The 19,892-nt window shown below is 65.1% G+C and carries 15 protein-coding genes and 1 tRNA gene; 11 read left to right on the plus strand and 5 right to left on the minus strand.

Translation table 11 applies throughout. The features are described from left to right. The first annotated feature begins 45 nt into the window (after window positions 1-45). Genes LOS78_RS14365 through LOS78_RS14390 form a run of 6 tightly spaced genes read left to right on the plus strand, consistent with a single transcriptional unit; the run spans window position 46 to window position 8,485 of the window. Complete coding sequence (locus LOS78_RS14365) at window positions 46-243, plus strand: type II toxin-antitoxin system Phd/YefM family antitoxin (RefSeq protein ID WP_230377246.1); 198 nt, start codon at window positions 46-48, stop codon at window positions 241-243. Continuing rightward, window positions 240-1,751 (plus strand): class I SAM-dependent DNA methyltransferase, encoded by a 1,512-nt coding sequence (locus LOS78_RS14370; RefSeq protein WP_230377247.1) that lies wholly within the window; start codon window positions 240-242, stop codon window positions 1,749-1,751. The genes LOS78_RS14365 and LOS78_RS14370 overlap by 4 nt, the downstream gene beginning before the upstream one ends. Beyond that, a complete protein-coding gene (locus LOS78_RS14375) occupies window positions 1,748-3,247 on the plus strand; it encodes a class I SAM-dependent DNA methyltransferase (RefSeq protein WP_230377248.1) in 1,500 nt (499 codons plus the stop codon). The genes LOS78_RS14370 and LOS78_RS14375 overlap by 4 nt, the downstream gene beginning before the upstream one ends. Then, window positions 3,240-4,487, plus strand: coding sequence for a restriction endonuclease subunit S (locus tag LOS78_RS14380; RefSeq protein WP_230377249.1), 1,248 nt, complete (start codon window positions 3,240-3,242; stop codon window positions 4,485-4,487). Before LOS78_RS14375 ends, LOS78_RS14380 begins: the two co-directional genes overlap by 8 nt. Next, entirely contained in the window at window positions 4,480-7,440 is a 2,961-nt protein-coding gene (locus tag LOS78_RS14385) for a type I restriction endonuclease subunit R (protein WP_230377250.1), read from the plus strand. The genes LOS78_RS14380 and LOS78_RS14385 overlap by 8 nt, the downstream gene beginning before the upstream one ends. A 13-nt stretch (window positions 7,441-7,453) precedes the next feature. After that, the gene (locus LOS78_RS14390) at window positions 7,454-8,485 is read left to right on the plus strand and encodes a DUF4268 domain-containing protein (RefSeq protein ID WP_230377252.1); all 1,032 of its coding nucleotides are present in this window, start codon (window positions 7,454-7,456) and stop codon (window positions 8,483-8,485) included. Between the two features lie 283 nt (window positions 8,486-8,768). On the opposite strand, the gene LOS78_RS14395 is transcribed toward LOS78_RS14390, so the two are convergent. From LOS78_RS14395 to phaC, 4 genes are all read right to left on the minus strand, one after another. Then, a tRNA-Ser gene (locus LOS78_RS14395) sits at window positions 8,769-8,858 on the minus strand. Window positions 8,859-8,908: 50 nt separating this feature from the next. Then, window positions 8,909-9,493, minus strand: coding sequence for a polyhydroxyalkanoate synthesis repressor PhaR (gene phaR / locus LOS78_RS14400; protein WP_028712426.1), 585 nt, complete (start codon window positions 9,491-9,493; stop codon window positions 8,909-8,911). A 151-nt stretch (window positions 9,494-9,644) separates the two neighbouring features. Next, on the minus strand, window positions 9,645-10,118 hold the full coding sequence (locus tag LOS78_RS14405) for a phasin family protein (RefSeq protein ID WP_028712425.1): 474 nt from the start codon (window positions 10,116-10,118) through the stop codon (window positions 9,645-9,647). Between the two features lie 113 nt (window positions 10,119-10,231). Then, the gene (gene phaC, locus LOS78_RS14410; RefSeq protein ID WP_028712424.1) at window positions 10,232-12,643 is read right to left on the minus strand and encodes a class I poly(R)-hydroxyalkanoic acid synthase; all 2,412 of its coding nucleotides are present in this window, start codon (window positions 12,641-12,643) and stop codon (window positions 10,232-10,234) included. Window positions 12,644-12,757: 114 nt separating this feature from the next. On the opposite strand from phaC, the gene phaZ reads away from it, so the two are divergent. Beyond that, complete coding sequence (gene phaZ / locus LOS78_RS14415) at window positions 12,758-14,101, plus strand: polyhydroxyalkanoate depolymerase (protein WP_156929441.1); 1,344 nt, start codon at window positions 12,758-12,760, stop codon at window positions 14,099-14,101. Window positions 14,102-14,149: 48 nt separating this feature from the next. On the opposite strand, the gene LOS78_RS14420 is transcribed toward phaZ, so the two are convergent. Beyond that, window positions 14,150-14,893, minus strand: coding sequence for a carboxylesterase (locus tag LOS78_RS14420; RefSeq protein WP_230377253.1), 744 nt, complete (start codon window positions 14,891-14,893; stop codon window positions 14,150-14,152). Window positions 14,894-15,060: 167 nt separating this feature from the next. Between LOS78_RS14420 and thrS the strand changes: the two genes are divergently transcribed. The 4 genes from thrS to LOS78_RS14440 all read left to right on the plus strand — a co-directional run bounded on the left by thrS (window position 15,061) and on the right by LOS78_RS14440 (window position 19,787). Then, entirely contained in the window at window positions 15,061-17,007 is a 1,947-nt protein-coding gene (gene thrS, locus LOS78_RS14425) for a threonine--tRNA ligase (protein WP_230377254.1), read from the plus strand. 227 nt (window positions 17,008-17,234) lie between these two features. After that, the gene (locus tag LOS78_RS14430; RefSeq protein WP_011747293.1) at window positions 17,235-17,441 is read left to right on the plus strand and encodes a cold-shock protein; all 207 of its coding nucleotides are present in this window, start codon (window positions 17,235-17,237) and stop codon (window positions 17,439-17,441) included. A 208-nt stretch (window positions 17,442-17,649) separates the two neighbouring features. After that, window positions 17,650-19,134 (plus strand): class I adenylate-forming enzyme family protein, encoded by a 1,485-nt coding sequence (locus tag LOS78_RS14435; RefSeq protein ID WP_230377255.1) that lies wholly within the window; start codon window positions 17,650-17,652, stop codon window positions 19,132-19,134. Next, complete coding sequence (locus LOS78_RS14440) at window positions 19,131-19,787, plus strand: DsbA family oxidoreductase (RefSeq protein WP_230377256.1); 657 nt, start codon at window positions 19,131-19,133, stop codon at window positions 19,785-19,787. The genes LOS78_RS14435 and LOS78_RS14440 overlap by 4 nt, the downstream gene beginning before the upstream one ends. Window positions 19,788-19,892: the final 105 nt, after the last annotated feature.

The following is a 19,892-nucleotide window of genomic DNA, read 5'->3' on the forward strand; positions in this document are numbered from 1 at the left end:
GGGCCAAATTGGCCAAAAGTGGCGAAGGCGTAGGCGGGGAGACGAATGCAGACCCTAAGCGCGAAAGACGCGAAATACGGCTTTGGACGGTTGATCGATCTGGCTCGTACCGAACCGGTGGCGGTGGCCAAGCACGGGCGGCCTGTCGTCGTCGTGTTGGCCGTCGAGGAATATGAACGGCTGAAGGCGGTCGAGGCAAGCGCAGCCCCCAAGGCCCCCGGCGGCACTCAGAGTGAAGAATGAACGATTCGTTGAACAATGGTCTGCAATTGAAATCTGCGATGTGGGACGCCGCGAATACTCTTCGCGGCTCCGCAGTCGATCGTACCGACTGGAAGGGCTACATTCTTCCTTTGCTGTTCTTCAAGCGCATCTCCGACGTCTGGGACGAAGAGACGGCTGAGGCTCGTGAGATCTACGGCGAAGCGGACCCCTCCCTGTTTCCGGAGGTGCACCGTTTCGTGCTGCCTGAGGGCTGTCACTGGAACGACATCCGGGAAGTCCCGGCCAACGTCGGCGCGGCCCTCCAGAGGGCCATGCAGGAGATCGAGCGGGCCAATCCGGACACGCTTTTCCGCGTATTCGGTTCGGCGGACTGGGGCAACAAGGAGAAGTTCTCCGACGAGTTGCTGAAGGATCTTATCGAGGGGTTCTCGGGGATCGGGCTCGGCAACACCGCCGTCAGCACCGACGTGCTGGGCGACGCCTATGAATATCTGGTGGGCAAGTTCGCCGACGTCACCCGTCGAAATAAGGCGGGCGAGTTCTACACGCCACGCAGCGTCGTGCGCATGATGGTCGAAATCCTCGATCCCCAGGAAAGCGAAAGCATCTACGACCCCGCCTGCGGCACGGGCGGCATGCTGCTCGGGGCTATCGAGCATGTCATGCGCAAGGGCGGCGACCCGCGCACCTTCTACGGCAAGATCTACGGCCAAGAGAAGAACCTGACCACGGCCGCGATCGCCCGGATGAACCTCGTCCTGCACGGGATCGAGGACTTCCAGGTGGCCCGTGAGGACACGTTGCGGAACCCGGCTTTCACGGATTCCAGCACTGGCGGCCTTGCCACCTTCGACTGCGTCATCGCGAACCCACCGTTCTCGCTCAAGGAATGGGGGCGTGACCTGTGGGAGGCCGACCCTTGGGGCCGCGCACAGTACGGCATCCCGCCCGAAAGCTACGGCGACTATGCCTTCGTCCAGCACATGATCGCGTCGATGGCGCCCATCGGGAACAGCCGCATGGCCGTCGTCCTGCCGCAAGGCGCGCTGTTTCGGAAGTCGGCCGAAGGCTCGATCCGGCAGGCCCTGCTGGAAAAGGACATGGTCGAGGCGGTGATCGGCCTTGCGCCGAACCTGTTCTACGGCACGCAGCTGGCCGGATGTGTCGTCATCCTGCGCCGTAAGAAGCCCGAGGCTCGAAAGAACAAGGTCCTTATCATCGACGCCTCGAGCCTGTTCCGCAAAGGCCGGGCGCAGAACTTCCTCGATCAGGAGCACAGCGACCAGATCGTCGCCTGGTACCGCGCATTCGAGGATGTCGAGGATCGCGCCAAGGTGGCGACGCTGGACGAGATCAAGAAGGAAGGCTGGACGCTGAACATCTCGCGTTACGTCCTGCCGCCCATCGGCCAGGACATCCCGCCGCTGCCCGAGGCCGTCGATGCCTTCAAGACCGCGCTGGCCGACGCCCGGGAAGCCGAGGACCACCTGCGCAAGGTGCTGGTCGAAGGAGGCTGGCTGCAATGAGCGGGCTGACCCAACGCGAACTCGAAAGCTATCTCTGGGGCGCTGCCACCTTGCTGCGCGGCCTCATCGATGCCAGCGACTACAAGCAGTACATCTTCCCGCTGCTGTTCTTCAAACGGCTGTCCGACGTCTGGGATGGGGATTACCAGCAAGCCCTCGACGAAACCGGCGATGAAGGCTACGCGACCGCCACCGCCAACGACCGCTTCGTGATCCCCGAAGGCGCGCATTGGAACGACGTGCGCGCAGCACCGCGCGATGTCGGCCGGGCGCTGCTGTCGGCCTTCCTCGCGATCGAGGCCGCCAACCCCGAACGCCTGCAGGGCGTCTTCGGGAATGCGAACTGGACCGACAAGGCCCAGATGCCTGACAGCACGCTGAAGAACCTGATCGAGCATTTCTCCAAGCACGAGCTGACCCTTGCCGCCGTGCCCGAGGACGAGCTTGGTAATGGCTACGAATACCTGATCAAGAAGTTCGCCGACGACAGCGGCCATACCGCGCAGGAGTTCTACACCAACCGCACCCTCGTCCATCTGATGGCACAGATGCTGGAGCCGCAGCCGGGCGAGAGCATCTATGACCCGACCTGCGGCACCGGCGGCATGCTGATCTCGTGTCTGGCCGAGGTGAAGCGGCGCGGGGGCGACATCCGCACAACCGGCCTTTACGGGCAGGAGCTGATCACCATCACCGCCGCCATTGCGCGGATGAACCTGGTCATCCATGGCGTGGACGATTTCCACATCGCCAGCGGCAACACGCTGGCCGCGCCCGCCTTCGTGCAGGGCGACCGGCTGCGCACCTTCGACGTCGTCCTGGCCAACCCGCCCTATTCCATCAAGAAATGGAACCGTGGCGCTTGGGAGCAGGATGCCTGGGGGCGCAACTTCCTTGGGACCCCGCCGCAGGGTCGGGCTGATTACGCCTTCTTCCAGCACATCCTGTCGTCGATGCACCCGAAGACCGGGCGGTGCGCGATCCTGTTTCCGCATGGCGTCCTATTCCGCAATGAAGAGGCCGAGATGCGGCGCAAGCTGATCGAATCCGACCGGGTCGAATGCGTGCTGGGGCTGGGGCCTGGGCTGTTCTACAACTCGCCGATGGAGGCCTGCGTGGTGATCTGCCGGTCGCAGAAGCCCGAGGCGCGCAAGGGGCGCATCCTCTTCATCGACGCGGTCGCCGAGATTGCCCGCGAACGCGCGCAAAGCTTTCTGCGCCCCGACCATCAGGCGCGTATCCTGTCGGCCTATCACGCCTTTGCGGATGATCCCGGCTTTGCCGCGGTGGCGGAGGTGGCGGATGTGCTGGCTGAGGGCGGCAACCTGTCGATCGCCCGTTATGTGAAGCGGCCCAAGGCGGCGGTGGCGGGCGGTGTCACGCTGGCGGCGACCTGGGCGACTTTTGACGAGGATGGGCGCGACTTCTGGTCGGGCATGGACGCACTGGTGGACATGCTCGATGGCCTGACGCCTGCGGAGGATGCCGATGCTTGAGCGGCCGATTTCCAAAGCGGGGTGGAGGCGCGTTGCCTTTGGCGACGTGGTGCGAAAGGTCAACGACAAGGTCGATCCGTGGGACTCCGGGCTCGAACGCTATGTCGCCGGGGAACACATGGACACCGACGATCTGCGTATTCGGCGCTGGGGCCTGATCGGGGACGACTACCTTGGTCCAGCGTTCCACATGCGGTTCAAACCGGGGCATGTGCTTTACGGGTCGCGCCGGACCTATCTGCGCAAGGTGGCGCTGGCGGATTTCGAGGGGATCACGGCGAACACGACCTTCGTCCTCGAGACGAAAGACCCCGCCCGGTTGATGCCCGACCTGCTGCCCTTCCTGATGCAGACCGAGGCGTTCCACAGCTATTCGATCAAGCATTCGAAAGGGTCGGTGAACCCCTACATCAACTTCTCGGACCTTGAAGCCTTCGAGTTCCTGCTGCCGCCGATCCAGGAGCAGGCGCGGTTGGTGGAGGCGCTATCGGCAAGCGAAGCGATCAAATATGCGTTTGATGCGGCAATTGATGCACTCATTGCCACCAAGGCTGCGACCGAGAAGGAAGTTATCAGTCGTCCGCTAAACCTTCCGGAAGGAAAGCCAGATCTGGCCAAGGCAAAACCTGAAGATGGCTGGCGCATCCTGACGGGGCAGGATTTGCTGGACTTCGGGTATCTTGCAGCCTTGCAAGACGGAAACCACGGGTCGCAATATCCGACCGCTTCTGAGTTAGGCTCCGTCGGATATCCATATCTGTCGGCTACGGATATCACAGATGATGGTGAAATTGATCTGGAAAGCTGTCGTCGCATCCGGCCAGAAAGAGCGACTGCTCTGCGTATCCCTCCAGCCCAGACCGGGGACATTGTGCTTTCCCACAATGCCACCGTTGGTCGAGTTACCCGTCTGCCCGAATGGCCCACACCTATCGTCGCCAGCACCTCGACCACATACTATCGGTGCAACTCTGAAAATCTTGATCCAGACTATCTGCGCTGGTTTCTGGAGAGTTCAGTTTTTAAGTATCAATTGAGCACAATAATGCGCCAGAGCACACGAAACCAAGTTCCGATCACGACGCAGAAGCGATTGCTCTTCGCAATTCCAGGCCGCGAACTACAAGCTGAGCTGTCGTCTTTGAGAGATAAGTTCGTCTTGCGCTTGAAAGCGCTACAAGCGCGAAAGGCCAGTGCACAGGCGTTACAGAAGAAGATTCTGGAGGCAGCGCTTGTTTAACGAGTCCAACACCGTCGAAGCCCATCTGCGCGACCTTCTCACGGGCGCGGCCTCGGCCCGCCCGGCGCAACTCTCCACCGGCCTCGCGCGCGCAGGCGGCAGGATCGCGGGCCTTGGCTGGCACTACGTCGCCCCCGCCGACCTTCCCCGCCAGCCGAAAGAGGTTCTGGTCGAACCCCATCTGCGCGACGCCCTGATCCGCCTGAACCCCGACATCGCCGCCAACCCCGGCCGGGCCGATGACGTGCTCTACCGTCTGCGCGCCATCGTCATGGGCGCGCGGTCGGACGGGCTGGTAAAGGCGAACGAGGAATTTGCCGCGTGGGCGCTGGGCGAACGCTCAATGCCCTTCGGCGCAAATGGCGAACATGTCACCATCCGCCTGATCGACTTTGACGGGATCGAGAAGAACAGCTTTGTCGTCACCCAGCAGTTCACCGTCCGTGCCGGCAAGACCGAAAAGCGCGCCGATCTGGTGCTGCTGGTCAACGGCATTCCGCTGGTCCTGATCGAGGCCAAGACGCCGGTGCGGTCCAGCCAAAGCTGGCTCGACGCCGCCTTGCAGGTGCATGACGATTACGAGAAGAACGTGCCGGAGCTGTTCGTGCCCAACGTCTTTTCGGTGGCGACCGAGGGCAAGGAGTTCCGCTATGGCTCCGTCCGGATGCCGGTTGATATGTGGGGCCCCTGGCGCGACGGTGACGGCAAGCAATCGCTGGGCGAGGTGGAAAAGGCCGCAGCGTCGATGCTGCGCCCGGCGATGGTGCTCGACATGCTCGACAGCTTCACCGCGTTCGCCACGCAAAAGGGCAAGCACCGCATCAAGATCATCGCCCGCTATCAGCAGGTGGACGGCGTCAACAAGATCGTCGCGCGGGTCGTGGCGGGCCAGCCGCGCAAGGGGCTGATCTGGCATTTCCAGGGGTCGGGCAAATCGCTGCTGATGCTGTTCGCCGCGCGCAAGCTGCGGCTGCACCCGGCGCTGAAGAACCCCACGGTGTTGATCGTGGTGGACCGGATCGACCTCGACAGCCAGATCTCCGGCACCTTCTATGCCGCCGACATGGCCAACATGGTGCGCACGGAAAGCCGCAAGGAACTGGCCGATCTGCTGGGCAAGGATGCGCGCAAGGTGGTGATCACCACGATCCACAAGTTCGCCGAAGCCGATGGTGTACTGAACGACCGCGACAACATCATCGTGCTGGTGGACGAGGCGCACCGCACACAGGAAGGCGATTTGGGCCGCAAGATGCGCGAAGCGCTGCCGAACGCGTTCCTGTTCGGCCTGACCGGCACCCCGATCAACCGCGCCGACAAGAACACCTTCTACGCCTTTGGCGCCGACACCGACGAAGGCGGCTACATGAGCCGCTATGGCCTGAACGACTCGATCCGCGACGGGGCGACGAAGGAGCTGCATTTCGAGCCGCGGCTGGTGGACCTGCACATCGACCAGAAGGCCATCGAGGAGGCCTACGCTGAGCTGACGCAAGGTCTGACCGACGAGGACCGGGATCGGCTGGGCAAGGCGGCGGCCAAGATGTCGATCCTGGTCAAGGCGCCCGAACGCATCCGCGCGATCTGCGACGACATCGCCAAGCACTTCCAGGAGAAGGTCGCCCCGAACGGCTTTGGCGCGCAGGTCGTGACCTTCGACCGCGAAAGCTGTCTGCTCTACAAGCAGGAACTCGACCGCCACTTGCCGCCTGAGGTTTCGGACGTGGTGATCTCGGTCAACAGCGGCGAGCCGGAATATGCGGCCTTCAAGCGCGACCGCGATGCCGAGGAGAAGCTGCTCGACCGGTTCCGCGATCCGAAGGACCCGCTGAAGATCATCATCGTGACGTCAAAGCTGCTGACCGGCTTCGATGCGCCGATCCTGCAGACGATGTATCTGGACAAGCCGCTGCGCGACCACACGCTCTTGCAGGCGATCTGCCGGACCAACCGTCCCTATGGCGAGCAGAAGACGCATGGCCTGATCGTCGACTACCTCGGCATCTTCGACGACGTGGCGCAGGCGCTGAAGTTCGACGAGGAAGGCGTGCAAAAGGCGGTGTCGAACATCGCCGAGCTGATCAACGCACTGCCGACCGCGCTGCAGAAGTGCCTGGCCTATTTTGCGGGCGTGGACCGGAGCCTGACCGGCTACGAGGGCCTGATCGCCGCGCAGGAGTGCATCCCGAACAACGACCTGCGCGACGCCTTTGCGGCCGACTTCAGCGTGCTCGCGCGGATCTGGGAGGCCCTGTCGCCCGATCCGGTGCTGACGCAGTACGAGACCGATTATCGCTGGCTGGCGCAGGTCTACGAGTCGCTGAAGCCCTCCAGCGGCACAGGGCGGCTGCTTTGGCATCGGCTGGGCGCCAAGACCATCGAGCTGATCCACGAGAACGTCCATGTGGATGCGGTGCGGGATGATCTCGATACGCTGGTTCTGGATGCCGAACTGCTCGAAGCGGTCCTCGGCAACCCTGACCCGGAAAAGAAGGCCAAGGAAATCTCGGTCAAGCTGGCGGGCCGCCTACGGAAGCATGCGGGGAATCCGAAGTTCAAGGCGCTGGGCGAGCGCCTGGAGGACCTGAAGAACCGGCATCAGCAGGGTCTCCTGCTGTCGATCGACTTCCTGAAGGAGCTTCTGGCGCTGGCGAAAGACGTGGTTAAGACCGAACGCGAGACGCCGGAAGAAGAGGACATCGACCGTGGCAAGGCGGCGTTGACCGAGTTGTTCGAGGAAGCCCGGAACGGCGACACGCCCGTGATGGTCAAGCGGGTAGTGGACGATATCGATGAGATCGTGCGTGCGGTGAGGTTCGACGGCTGGCAAGCCACGCACGCGGGCGAACGCGAGGTAAAAAAGGCGCTTCGTCAGACGCTCTTTCGCTACAAGCTGCACCAGGATGCAGAGCTTTTCGAGAAGGCCTACGGGTATATTCGCGAATACTATTGAGGGCCTAAAGTAGATGACTGCTTCCAAACATGTTCTCGGTCGACTGACCCGTGTCGATCTACGGAATATCTGGACGAGCGAGTCCAGTGACTTCACCCCGTGGTTGGCGCGAGAAGAAAACCTGACGGTACTGGGCGAAGCGCTCGGCATCGACCTCGAACTGGAAGCACAGGAGAAGGCCGTTGGACCATTTCGGGCCGACATCCTGTGCAAGGACATCGGAACCGGTGCTTGGGTGCTCGTCGAGAACCAGCTTGAACGCACGGATCACAGTCACCTGGGGCAGCTCCTGACGTATGCCTCGGGGCTGGAAGCCGTGACGATTGTATGGATTGCAGCCAGATTCACAGAAGAGCATCGTTCGACACTCGACTGGCTCAACAAGATCACAGACGAGAGCTTCCGGTTCTTCGGATTGGAGGTTGAGCTGTGGAGGATCGGGGACTCGCCCGCTGCACCCAAATTCAACATCGTTTCCAAGCCGAACGACTGGTCTCGCTCGGTAGCGCAGGCCGCGAGAGCCATCGATGAAGCGGAACTGTCTGACACGCGGGTGAAGCAGCGAGCCTATTGGGGCGCGTTTCATCAGGCGCTTGACCAAGCTGCAGGTCCTGTTTCCGGTGGCCGTAAACCTCAGCCGCAGTCGTGGATGGGCTACTCTATTGGTCGGACCGGTTTCAACCTTGGAGCGGTAATGATCCGCCCGAAGCGACAGATCAGGACGGAACTATACATCGCTGGCGACCAGGCGAAGGCCTTCTTTCACTTACTCCACGAACAACGGCAAGCCATCGAGCACGAGCTCGGCTATCCCCTCGAGTGGGAGGAACTCCCCACGCGGCGCGATTGCCGTATCTCGGTCTACATGACGAATGTCGATCCGGAAGACGAGCGAGACTGGCCCCGCCAGCATCAGTGGCTGACCTCTAAAATCAACGATTTCCACAGGGTTTTCCTTGCTCGTGTGCGGGATCTGGACGCCGAAGACTGGAAGCAAGATGGCGTGGTGGACGTCTCGGCCGGACCATCTCAGGCTGACGGTTGAGGAGTGCGAACAGCTGGCGGAGTTCGATTTGTGTTCCTTCTGGGGTGCGACCCTGAAATCCAAGTGTTCAGCACGCCACCCAAAAAGGTCTAATAATTACATTCGCTTAGAAAAAATTCACCAAATCGACGCAGGCAACAGGTCCGGAGAATATCGGCCCTGAGAGAGCGCTTTCTGACCTCTTGGTCCAGAGGCCAGTGCTCAGCCTCTCCCGCATAACCCTCGAAAACAACGAGAAATTCCGGCTGGAGCCGGATCGGGAGAACGCTTTCGCAAGGGCAAGTGGCGGACGGTGAGGGATTCGAACCCTCGAGACGGTTCCCCGCCTACACACTTTCCAGGCGTGCGCCTTCGACCACTCGGCCAACCGTCCGTGGCGGCTCGTCTAGCGCGACGGGCCGGGCTGCGCAAGTCGCAGTTCTCTCAAAGCTTCGAAATCCGCTTCTGAAGCTCGGCCAGCTGCCGGCGGATCTCGGCCATGTCCTCGCCGCCCGAGCCCTTCTTGCCGCCGGAAGACGCCTCGCCCTCCATCTCGTCCATGTCGGGGCCGCTGCTGCCCGCGCCCCAGCCCGCTGCCATCGCCTTCAGGAACAGCTGCTGCTGGCGCTGCAGCGCCTCGAACCCCGGCATCGAGGACATTGGGTTGGGAAAGGTCGAAAGATTCTCCATCATCTTGGACTGGCCCTCGCGCAGCATCTCGAAACTCGCGGCCAGGAATTGCGGCACCACCGATTGCGCCTGCGTGGTATAGCTGCGCACCAGGTCGATCAGCACGTCGATGGGCAGCACATTCTCGCCCCGCCCCTCGTGCTCGGCGATGATCTGCAACAGATATTGCCGGGTCAGGTCGTCGCCGGTCTTGAGATCGACGATGCGCACCTGGCGCCCGGCACGGATGAAGCCCGCGATGTCCTCCAGCGTGACGTAATCGCTCGTCTCGGTGTTGTAGAGGCGGCGACTTGCATAGCGCTTGATCAGAAGCGGGGTCGTGTTCTCGGCCTCAGCCATGGCTCCTCCGGCAATGCATTTGCAGCATGATGGGAAATGACCCGGAGAAATGCAAAGAAAATCGCCATGCTGGGCAAAGCGGGACGCCCCGGCGGGCATGAGAAAAGGGGGCAGAAACCTGCCCCCTTGTCCCGAAACGTCCGAGGCCGGATCAGGCCTTGGTCACCGTGCTGGCCGTGGTCGCGGCGGCAGCGGCTTTCTTGACCGCGGCCTGGGTCTCGCGCGTGGCCTTCTCGGCGGCCTTCTGGGCGTCCGAGGCCAGGTCCTTGCCGGCGGTCAGCATCAGATCGACGGTGTCCATCTGCACTTTCTTGGCGACTTCGGCGAAGGCGGCCATGTGCTCGGCGGCCATTTCGGCGGCGGCGGTGGCGAAGTCGCTCAGCGCCTTGGCGTATTCGGCCGGCTCTTCCTTGGACGAGGTCAGCTCACCCATGCGGGCGATGGTGTCCTTGGCCCACTGGGCCGAGATCTCGGTCGAACGCTCGGCAGCGGCCAGGGCAACCTTGGCCATCTTTTCGCCCAGGGCGGTCTGCGACTTGAAGGCGTCCTGGAACGACGAGGTATCGACCGGGAATTTCGCCATCACTTCTTGCATGGTCTTGGTAAAGTCAGGGGTCTTGGCCATTTGCTCTCTCCTAGGTCGGCGCGAAGCTTCGGCACCGGTTGAACTCTTCTGTTCCCCATATACTTTCTGCACTGCAGCATTGCAAGATTTTCTTGCTGCAGTGCAGAAAAAATTTACGCCCGCTCGTGGACGTAAAGCCCGGGCGCGGGGCCGAAGCCCTCGCCGGGGTCGCGCGCCTCGACCATCTCTCCTGCCCGCCGGGCCAGCCATTCGCCCCAGCGGCCCCACCAGCTGCCCTCATGGTGCTGCGCCCGGTCCAGCCAGTGCTGCTCGTCCCGATCGAAGCCGGCATCCGAGGTATAGTGACCGTATTTCTTCTTGCTGGGCGGATTGACGATGCCGGCGATATGGCCCGATTCGGACAGGATGAAGGTCTTGTCCTTCGAACCCATCTGCGCGATGCCGCGCCAGCTGTCCTTCCAGGGCGCGATATGGTCGGTCTCGCAGGCGATGGCGCAGAGCGGCACGGTGACATCGCCGACATGCAGGCGATGGCCCATCAGCTCGAACCCGTCGCGGACGAAGCGGTTCTGCTGGCACAGGCTGCGCAGATACTCCACCGCCATGCGCCCGGGCAGGTTGGTGCCGTCGCCATTCCAGAACAGCAGGTCGAAGGCGGGCGGCATCTCGCCCAGCATGTAGCTGCGAATCGCCGGGCCCCAGACCAGATCGTTGGCGCGCAGGAAGCTGAAGGTGCGGGTCATCAGCTGTGCGCCCAGCACGCCGGTCCGCGCCGCCTCCTCCTCGATGCCCGAGACGAAATCCTCCTGCAGATAGGCGGTGAATTCCCCCTGGTCGGCGAAATCGGTCAGCGCGGTGAAGAAGGTGGCCGCGTTCACCCTGTCGTCGCCGCGCTGCTTCAGAAGCGACAGCGTCAGCGCCAGCGTGGTGCCGGCGATGCAATAGCCGACGACGTTCAGCTTCTTCTGGTCGGTCAGGTCCAGCACCCGGTCCATGACCTCGAGATAGGCCGAGACGTAGTCGTCCATGCCGGTGTCGGCATAGCTGGGATCGGGGTTCTTCCAGGCCACCACGAACAGCGTATGCCCCTGATCGACGATCCATTTGATCAGGCTGTTCTGCGGCTTGAGGTCGAGGATGTAGAACTTGTTGATCCAGGGCGGAAAGATCACCAGCGGGATTTCGTGCACCTGCGGGGTGGTGGGCTTGTACTGGATCAGTTCGTAAAGCCTGGTGCGCGCGACCACCGTCCCCTCGCTGGTGCCGATGTTCTCGCCCACGCGGAAGGCGTCGCGGTCGGCCAGCGAGACGATTAGCTCGCCGCTGTTCTGCTCGACGTCGCGCACCAGGTTCTCTAGCCCCTTGACCAGGCTCTCGCCCTCGGTCTCCAGCGCCTTTTCCAGCGCATCGGGATTGGTCGCCAGGAAATTGGTCGGCGCCATCATGTCGATCATCTGGCGGGTGAACCACTCGATGCGGCGCCGGTCGCTCATCTCGGGCAGGTCGAGGGCGCTGGCCGCCTCCTGCAGCGCCTGGGCGTTGATGTGGTATTGCCGCTTGATGAAGTTGAAGAAGGGATGCGCCTCCCAGAGCGGGTTCGAGAAGCGCCGGTCCCGCGGTCCCTCGCTGGGCGGCGGGGTCAGCGTGCCGCGGGCCAGCGCGGCCTGGGCCTCGGCGAAATGGCGCAGGGTCTCGCCCCAATAGCTGACCTGCTGGCCGATCACCCGCTCGGGCTGCTCGGCCAGCAGCTTGATCCAGGCCGAGGTCGCGGTGGCGAAAAGGTCGGGGCCGGGCATCTCGACCCCGGGGCTGTGGGGGCGGCGCTGTGCCAGGGCGCTGATCAGGCGCTGCGTCAGCGATTCGATGCGCTCGATGTTCTGGGCCAGTTTCTCGGGCAGGCGGCTGCCGACGCCGAAGGCGGCCTCGGCAAAGGCGGCGGCGGAACCGGGTGCGGGCGACGCGTCGGCGGCGGGCTTTTCAGCCGCGGCGGGCGCCGGGGTCGTGGCGACGGGCGCGCCCATGGGCGGCAGGCCGCCCGGGCCGACGGCGCCCAGCGGACGCAGCGCCTCGTCCACGGCGCCCAGCGTCGCCGGCTCGGCCTTGGCCTTGGCCGCCGATTTGGCGGCCGGCTTGCGGCGCGTGCCGGTGCGGGGATCGCTGCGGCTGGCCGCCCGAGCCCGCGACACGGCATTGCGCGCCCCCGACTTGGTCGCGGCTTTCGCGCCGCCGGGCTTTGCGGCGGCAGGCTTCGCTGCGGCGGGTTTGGGAGCGGTGGCCTTCGGCGCGGCCGGCTTCACCGGCTGCTGCGGCTGCTCGGCGGCGGGCTTTGCGGTGGCAGGCTTCGCTGCAGCGGGTTTGGAAGCGGTGGCCTTCGGCGCGGCCGGCTGCTCGGCGACGGACGCGGATTTTGCCCGGCGGGTCCGTTTCGGCTTGTCCGATTCGGCCGGGGCGGCCTCGGCCTGCGCGGCTGCCCGGCCCTTCGCCCCCGCCTTGCGGCCCCTGCCCGGGCTGGCCGCAGTCTGGGCCCCGGTTTCGCTTTCCGGCTTTTCGTCTTTGCCCGCCATAATTGACAATCCTCCCTGAACCGTAAAATCATTATGCCCAGCACAATACGCAGGTAAAGCCGTGTCATTCCCCGGCAAGGCCGAATCCGGCGGGTTCACGGGAGAAGGTTGGGAATGACGACGTATAAAGGTTTGAGAGGTATCATCTCCTACGACGCGATGGAGACGATCCGGAACACCAACGAATGGATGGGCGCCAGCGCGCGCGCCCTGGCCTCCTATCCGGCCTTCGCGCTGATGCCGAATCCGCTGTTCAAGCTCATGTCGGCCTGGGGCCGGGTGACCGAGCGCAGCTTCGCCCGCATGGTCATCAAGCCCGACTGGGAGATCCCGCCCATCGTCTCCGAGGACGGCCAGGACCATGTCGTCTATGTCGAGCCGGTGATCGAGCGCCCATTCGGCGACCTGGTGCATTTCCGCGTCGCGCGGCGCACGCCGCTGGCCCGCAAGGTTCTTCTGGTCGCGCCGATGTCGGGTCACTATGCCACTCTCCTCCGCACCACGGTCACATCATTGCTTCCGGACTGCGAAGTCTATGTGACGGATTGGCACAATGCCCGCGACATTCCGGTCAGCTGCGGCAAGTTCGACATCGACGACTACACCCAGTATCTGGTCGATTTCATCCGCCATCTCGGCCCCGACACCAATGTGATCGCGGTCTGCCAGCCGGCGCCGCTGGCCCTGGCCGCGACCGCGCTCCTGGCCGAGGAGGACCCCAAGGCCCAGCCCCGCTCGCTGATCCTGATCGGCGGTCCCATCGATCCCGACGCGGCGGCGACCGAGGTGACCGATTTCGGCAACCGCATCACCATGGGCGAACTCGACTACCTGATGATCCAGCAGGTCGGCTTCAAGTATCGCGGCGCCGGGCGCATGGTCTATCCCGGCCTCGCGCAGCTTTCCTCCTTCATCGCCATGAATGCCGAGACCCATGCCAAGGCATTCCTCGACAAGATCTTCGCCGAGGCCCGCGGCCAGGCCTCCGAGGGCGACAAGCACAACACCTTCTACGACGAATATCTCGCCGTGATGGACATGACCGCCGAATTCTACCTCTCCACCGTCGAGCGCATTTTCAAGGAGCGCGAAATCGCGCTGAACCGCTTCACCGTGAACGGCAAGCCGGTCGACCTGGGCAAGATCACCGATGTCGCGGTGATGACGGTCGAGGGCGCCAATGACGACATCTCGGCCCCGGGCCAATGCGTCGCGGCGCTGGCGCTCTGCACCGGGGTGCCGGAAAGCCGCAAGACCCAGCACCTGGAGCCCGGCGCCGGCCATTACGGCATCTTCGCCGGCAAGAGCTGGCGGCTGAACATCCGCCCGCTGGTGCTGGACTTCATCGACGAACAGGTCCAGCCCGCCGGCCAGCGCAAGCGCCGCCGCAGCGGCCCGGTCCCGGTCGATTGCGGCGTCAGCAACCTCACCGAACACGATTCCAAGATCGCGGTCTGACCTTTCGCGGGAAACCCGGCGCGGCCCGCTCTGCCGGCCGCGCCCCTCTCATCCCCGCGCCAGGACCTCCTCGATCGCCGCGCCGATCTGCGCCAGGCAGTCTGGCGTCGAAAAACGGTGATCCGCCCCCTTCACCAGCGTCAGCCGCATGTCCTCGCCGCGCGCATGGTCCAGCAGGTCCAGCGCCCAGGCCATCGGCACATCGGCATCCGCGGTGCCCTGCAGGAAGCGCACCGGGAAGGGCAGCGGCAGGGGCTGGTCCAGCACCAGATGGTCGCGCCCGTCCTCGATCAGCCGGCGGGTGATGACATAGGGCTCGCCATAGTCGCTGGGCTGCTCGACCCGGCCCCGCTCCTGCAGCGCCGCGCGCTCGGCGGGCGAAAACCCGGCCCAATAGCCGCGCTCGGTGAAATCCGGCGCCGCCGCCACCGTGACCAGCCCGGCCAGCCGTTCGGGCATGGTCCTTGCCAGCAGCAGGCTGATCCAGCCGCCCATCGAGGAACCGACCAGCACCTGCCGCCCCTCGGTCAGCCCGCGGATCGCGGCCATGGCATCGGCGAACCAGTCGCCGATGCTGCCCTCCTCGAAGGCGCCCGATGATTCGCCATGCCCCGAATAGTCGAAGCGCAGGAAGGCCCGGCCCCGCGCCCGCGCCCAATCCTCCAGCCACAGCGCCTTGGTGCCCTGCATGTCCGAGCGGAACCCGCCCAGGAACACTACGCCCGGCCCCCGCCCCTCGACCCGTTCATAAGCGATGCGCCGCCCCTGCGGCCCTTCCAGAAACTGCGTCATTTCTCTGTTTCCCAAATACCCTGCGGGGGAGTCGCGCCTCGCGCGACGGGGGCGCAAAGCCCCCCGCGACCCTAGCCGCATTGACAACGCCCGGCAATCGGGCCACACCCGCCCGACATACCCGCAACCGGGCGTTCCGTGGGCGCCAAACCGACGAGGAGGACTCCATGTCCCAGATCTCCCTGACCTTTCCCGATGGCAATGCGCGCGACTATCCCGCCGGCGTGACGGCGGCCGAGGTCGCGGCCTCCATCGCCCCCAGCCTCGCCAAGAACGCCATCTCGGCCAGCCTCGACGGCCGCCATATCGACCTGCAATGGCCGATCACGACCGGCGGCAAGATCGCCATCAACACCATGAAGGACAGCGAGCCGGCGCTGGAGCTGATCCGCCACGACCTCGCCCATATCATGGCCCGCGCCGTGCAGGAGCTCTGGCCGGACGTGAAGGTGACCATCGGCCCGGTGCGCGATTACGGCTGGTTCTACGACTTCGACCGCGCCGAGCCCTTCACCCCCGAGGACCTGGGCGCCATCGAGGCGCGGATGAAGCAGATCATCGCCGCCCGCGATCCGGTGCGCACCGAGGTCTGGGACCGCGCCCGGGCGCTGGCCTATTACGAGGACCGCGGCGAACCCTTCAAGGTCGAGCTGGTGAACCGCATCCCCGAGGGCGAGGATCTGCGGATGTATTGGCACGGCGACTGGCAGGATCTGTGCCGCGGCCCGCATCTGCAGCATACCGGCCAGGTGCCGGCCGACGCCTTCAAGCTGACGCATGTCGCCGGCGCCTATTGGCTGGGCGACGCCTCGCGGCCGATGCTGCAGCGCATCTACGGCGTGGCCTTCAAGAACCGCGACGACCTCAAGGCGCATCTGACCATGCTGGAGGAGGCCGCGAAGCGCGACCACCGCAAGCTGGGCCGCGAAATGGAACTCTTCCATTTCCAGGAGGAAGCGCCGGGCATGGTGTTCTGGCACCCCAACGGCTGGTCGATCTATCGCGAGCTGGAAGCCTATATGCGCCGCCGGCTGATCCGCGCCGATTACAAGGAGATCAAGACCCCGCAGGTCGTCGACCGCATCCTGTGGGAGAAGTCGGGCCATTGGGAAGCCTATCGCGAGAATATGTTCATCGTCGAGGTGGACGAGGAAGGCGCCAAGGAAAAGCGCATCAACGCGCTCAAGCCGATGAACTGCCCCTGCCATGTGCAGGTCTACAACCAGGGCCTGAAATCCTATCGCGACCTGCCGCTGCGGCTGGCCGAATTCGGCTCCTGCCACCGCTACGAGCCCTCGGGCTCCATGCACGGGCTGATGCGGGTGCGCGGCTTCGTCCAGGACGATGCGCATATCTTCTGCACCGAGGACCAGATCGAGGCGGAATGCGCCGGCTTCATCGGGCTCCTGTCCTCGGTCTACAAGGATCTCGGCTTCGAGAAATTCGACATCAAGCTCTCGACCCGGCCGGATGTGCGCGTCGGTTCCGACGAGATCTGGGACAAGGCCGAGGCGGCGCTGAAAGGCGCCATCGAGCACCTGGGCCTGCCCTATGAGGTCAATCCCGGCGACGGCGCCTTCTACGGGCCGAAGCTCGACTTCAAGCTGACCGACGCCATCGGCCGCGAATGGCAATGCGGCACCTTCCAATGCGACTTCAACCTGCCCCAGCGGCTTGAGGCGGAATATGTCGGCGAGGACGGGCAGAAACACATGCCGGTCATGCTGCACCGCGCCGTGCTGGGCAGTTTCGAGCGATTCATCGGCATCCTGATCGAGAACTATTCCGGCAAGCTGCCGCTCTGGCTGGCGCCGCGCCAGGTCGTGGTCGCCTCGATCGTCTCGGGCGCCGACGATTACGTGCATCAGGTGGTGGCCGCGCTGCGCAAGGTCGGGCTGCGGGCCGAGGCCGACACCCGCAACGAAAAGATCAACTACAAGGTCCGCGAGCATTCGGTCGGCAAGGTGCCGGTCATCATGGCCGTCGGCCTGAAGGAGGTCGAGGAGCGCAGCGTTTCCGTGCGCCGCCTCGACCGGCAGGGCAGCGAAAGCCTGGGGCTGGATCAGGCGATCCAGGCCCTCGCCGCCGAGGCCACGCCGCCCGATCTGCGCTGACCGGCGCAGATCAGCAAGAATCTGCCCATGGCACCGCGCAAGCTGACCTCGCGTCAACTTGCGCGACGCATTATTGCTTGCGTTTTTCCGCGAATCGTTCATCCTCTCGTCCGCGTGAGCACGACTTTCTACCGCCTCCCTTCACGGGGCAGCCGGACTTGACGGGAAAGGGCTGCACGGCCCGGGCGCAATCTCGCCCCGGGAGGACTTGAAGGAGAGACGGTATAATGGCTACCGGCACCGTGAAATGGTTCAACGCCACCAAAGGCTATGGCTTCATCGCGCCCGATGACGGCGGCAAGGACGTGTTCGTCCACATCTCGGCGGTCGAGCGCGCCGGCCTGACCGGTCTGAACGACAACCAGAAGATCGCCTACGAACTGCAATCCGGCCGCGACGGCCGCAGCTCGGCCTCGGATCTGAAGCTGCTCTGATTCGACGGCACCCGGAATTTCGGAACCGGCCGGCCCCGCAAGGCGCCGGCCGCTTTCATGCCCGGCCGCCGGCTTCTTTCTTGCACAAATATCCCGGGGGACGCGAGGCAGGCCCCGAAAGGAGCCGGCCTCGCGGGGGGCAGAGCCCCCTTTCCAGCCGCGCCGCAAGCCTCTATCCCGAAGCCCTGGACCGGGCGGAGGTGACGGGATGAATCTGGCCGAACATGTGCTGCAAGCCGGGCTGGCGGTGCCGGACAAGCTGGCCATGTCGGTCCTCGGCCTCAGCCGCGCCGACCGCTGGTCGCACGCCCGGCTGCGCCGGGCGGTGCTGGGCACCGCCACGGGCCTGCTGCAAGCCGGCCTTGCACCCGGCGACCGGCTGCTGATGCGGCTGGGCAACAATCCCGGCTTCCCGGTGACCTATCTCGGCGCCATCGCCGCCGGCATCGTGCCGGTCCCGACCTCGCCGATGCTGACTGCGCCCGAGATCGGCAGGATCGCCGCCGCCATCCGCCCGGCGATGATCGTCGCCGACCAGGGCATCGCGCTCCCGGACCACCCGGCCCCGGTTCTGCCCGCCGCCCGGCTCGCCGATTTCGCCGCCCTGCCGCCGGCCGGCTTCGCGCAACGCGATCCCGACGACCTGGCCTATATCGTCTTCACCTCGGGCACCTCCGGCCAGCCGCGCGCCGTCTGCCACGCGCATCGCGCCATCCTCGCCCGCCGGATGATGTTCGACGGGTGGTATGGGCTGACGGCGCAGGACCGGCTCTTGCATGCCGGCGCCTTCAACTGGACCTTCACGCTCGGCACCGGGCTCATGGACCCCTGGACCGTCGGCGCCACGGCGCTGATCCCGGCCGAAGGCGTCGCGCCCGAGCAGATTCCGCTGATCGCCAGCCGCCACGGCGCCACCATCCTCGCCGCCGCGCCCGGCGTCTTCCGCCGCATGCTGCGCGCCGAGTGGAGGCCCTGGGCCGGGCTGCGCCACGGCCTCACCGCCGGCGAGCGGCTCGACCCCGGGTTGCGCCGCGACTGGCAGGCGCGCACCGGCACCGACCTGCACGAGGCCATGGGCATGTCGGAATGCTCGACCTTCCTGTCCGGCAGCCCGGCCCGGCCGGCGCCCGAGGGCACGGCCGGCTTCCCCCAGCCCGGCCGCCGCATCGCCATCCTCGACGATGGCGGCGCACCGGGCCCGGGCCCCGGCATCCTGGCCGTGCACCGCTCGGACCCCGGCCTGTTCCTCGGCTATCTCGACCAGCCCGAGGAGACCGCCGCCCGCTTCCGGGGCGACTGGTTCCTGACCGGCGACCTGGCCGAGGCCACGCCCGAGGGGGCGATCCGCACCCTGGGCCGCGCCGACGACATGATGAATGCCGGCGGCTTCCGCGTCGCACCGGGCGAGGTCGAGGATGCGCTTTCCGCCCTGCCCGATGCCGGCGACGTCGCCGCCGCCGAACTGCCTGTCGGCCCCGGCACGAGCATCATCGCCGCCTTCTGGACCGGCCCCGCCACGGCCGAGGCGATGCGGCGGCAGGCCGAGGCGGCGCTGGCGCGCTACAAGCAGCCGCGCGAATACATCCGCCTGCCGGCCCTGCCCCGGACGCCCACGGGCAAGATCAACCGCCGCGCCCTGCGCGACCTCCATTCGCGCGCACAGCACGACACCCATCGCAAGGACCGACCATGACCGACCCCCTTCCCGGCCAAGTGCGCCTCGACATCTTCGCCGACCCGGTCTGCCCCTGGTGCCTGATCGGCAAGGCCGAGCTGGACCGGGCGCTGGAAAGCCGCCCCGGCCACCCTTTCGCCATCACCTGGCAGCCCTTTCGCCTCGACCCGCAGATGCCGCAGGCCGGAATGGATTACGTCGCCTACATGAAGATGAAATTTACTGACGAGAAGGGCATCATCGCCGCCATGAAGCCGGTGATGGAGGCCAGCGAGCGGCTGGGCCTGTGGATCAACCCCTCGCTGATCGAGCGGGTGCCGAACACGCTCGACGCCCATCGCCTGCTCTACTGGGCCGGGCTGGAGGGTGTGCAGAGCCCGGTCATGTCCGGCCTGATGCGGGCGCATTGGCGCGAGGGCCGGAACATCTCGAACCCGGACGTTCTGGTCGAGATCGGCGAGAAGGCCGGGATGGACGGTCGGATGATCCGCCGCCTGCTCGCCACGGCCGAGGATCGCGACCAGATCGCCAGCCGCGAACTGCATGCCCGGCAACGCGGCATCAACTCGGTGCCGACCTTCATCGTCGCCGACACCCATGTCGTCACCGGCGCGCAGCCGGCCAGCCTGTGGCAGAACGTCATCGACGAGTTGGCCGGCGGGCAGCAATAGCCTGCCCCCACAGGTTGCGCGGGCCGTGCGCGCGCCCGCAAGATCTGGAAATCGGCGCCGGTTTCGCCTATATTCATACCTCTCATGTTTTTCCGACTCCAACCG

Origin of the sequence: Paracoccus sp. MA (assembly GCF_020990385.1) — a bacterium.
Lineage (GTDB): Bacteria > Pseudomonadota > Alphaproteobacteria > Rhodobacterales > Rhodobacteraceae > Paracoccus.

Excerpts from the sequence above, each read along its gene's own strand:
- thrS (WP_230377254.1), top strand. The coding sequence starts at position 15,061 with ATGTCCCAGATCTCCCTGACCTTTCCCGATGGCAATGCGCGCGACTAT.
- LOS78_RS14440 (WP_230377256.1), top strand. The coding sequence starts at position 19,131 with ATGACCGACCCCCTTCCCGGCCAAGTGCGCCTCGACATCTTCGCCGAC.
- phaR (WP_028712426.1), bottom strand. The coding sequence starts at position 9,493 with ATGGCTGAGGCCGAGAACACGACCCCGCTTCTGATCAAGCGCTATGCA.
- LOS78_RS14370 (WP_230377247.1), top strand. The coding sequence starts at position 240 with ATGAACGATTCGTTGAACAATGGTCTGCAATTGAAATCTGCGATGTGG.
- phaC (WP_028712424.1), bottom strand. The coding sequence starts at position 12,643 with ATGGCGGGCAAAGACGAAAAGCCGGAAAGCGAAACCGGGGCCCAGACT.
- LOS78_RS14430 (WP_011747293.1), top strand. The coding sequence starts at position 17,235 with ATGGCTACCGGCACCGTGAAATGGTTCAACGCCACCAAAGGCTATGGC.
- LOS78_RS14405 (WP_028712425.1), bottom strand. The coding sequence starts at position 10,118 with ATGGCCAAGACCCCTGACTTTACCAAGACCATGCAAGAAGTGATGGCG.
- LOS78_RS14375 (WP_230377248.1), top strand. The coding sequence starts at position 1,748 with ATGAGCGGGCTGACCCAACGCGAACTCGAAAGCTATCTCTGGGGCGCT.
- phaZ (WP_156929441.1), top strand. The coding sequence starts at position 12,758 with ATGACGACGTATAAAGGTTTGAGAGGTATCATCTCCTACGACGCGATG.
- LOS78_RS14435 (WP_230377255.1), top strand. The coding sequence starts at position 17,650 with ATGAATCTGGCCGAACATGTGCTGCAAGCCGGGCTGGCGGTGCCGGAC.
- LOS78_RS14390 (WP_230377252.1), top strand. The coding sequence starts at position 7,454 with ATGACTGCTTCCAAACATGTTCTCGGTCGACTGACCCGTGTCGATCTA.
- LOS78_RS14380 (WP_230377249.1), top strand. The coding sequence starts at position 3,240 with ATGCTTGAGCGGCCGATTTCCAAAGCGGGGTGGAGGCGCGTTGCCTTT.
- LOS78_RS14365 (WP_230377246.1), top strand. The coding sequence starts at position 46 with ATGCAGACCCTAAGCGCGAAAGACGCGAAATACGGCTTTGGACGGTTG.
- LOS78_RS14420 (WP_230377253.1), bottom strand. The coding sequence starts at position 14,893 with ATGACGCAGTTTCTGGAAGGGCCGCAGGGGCGGCGCATCGCTTATGAA.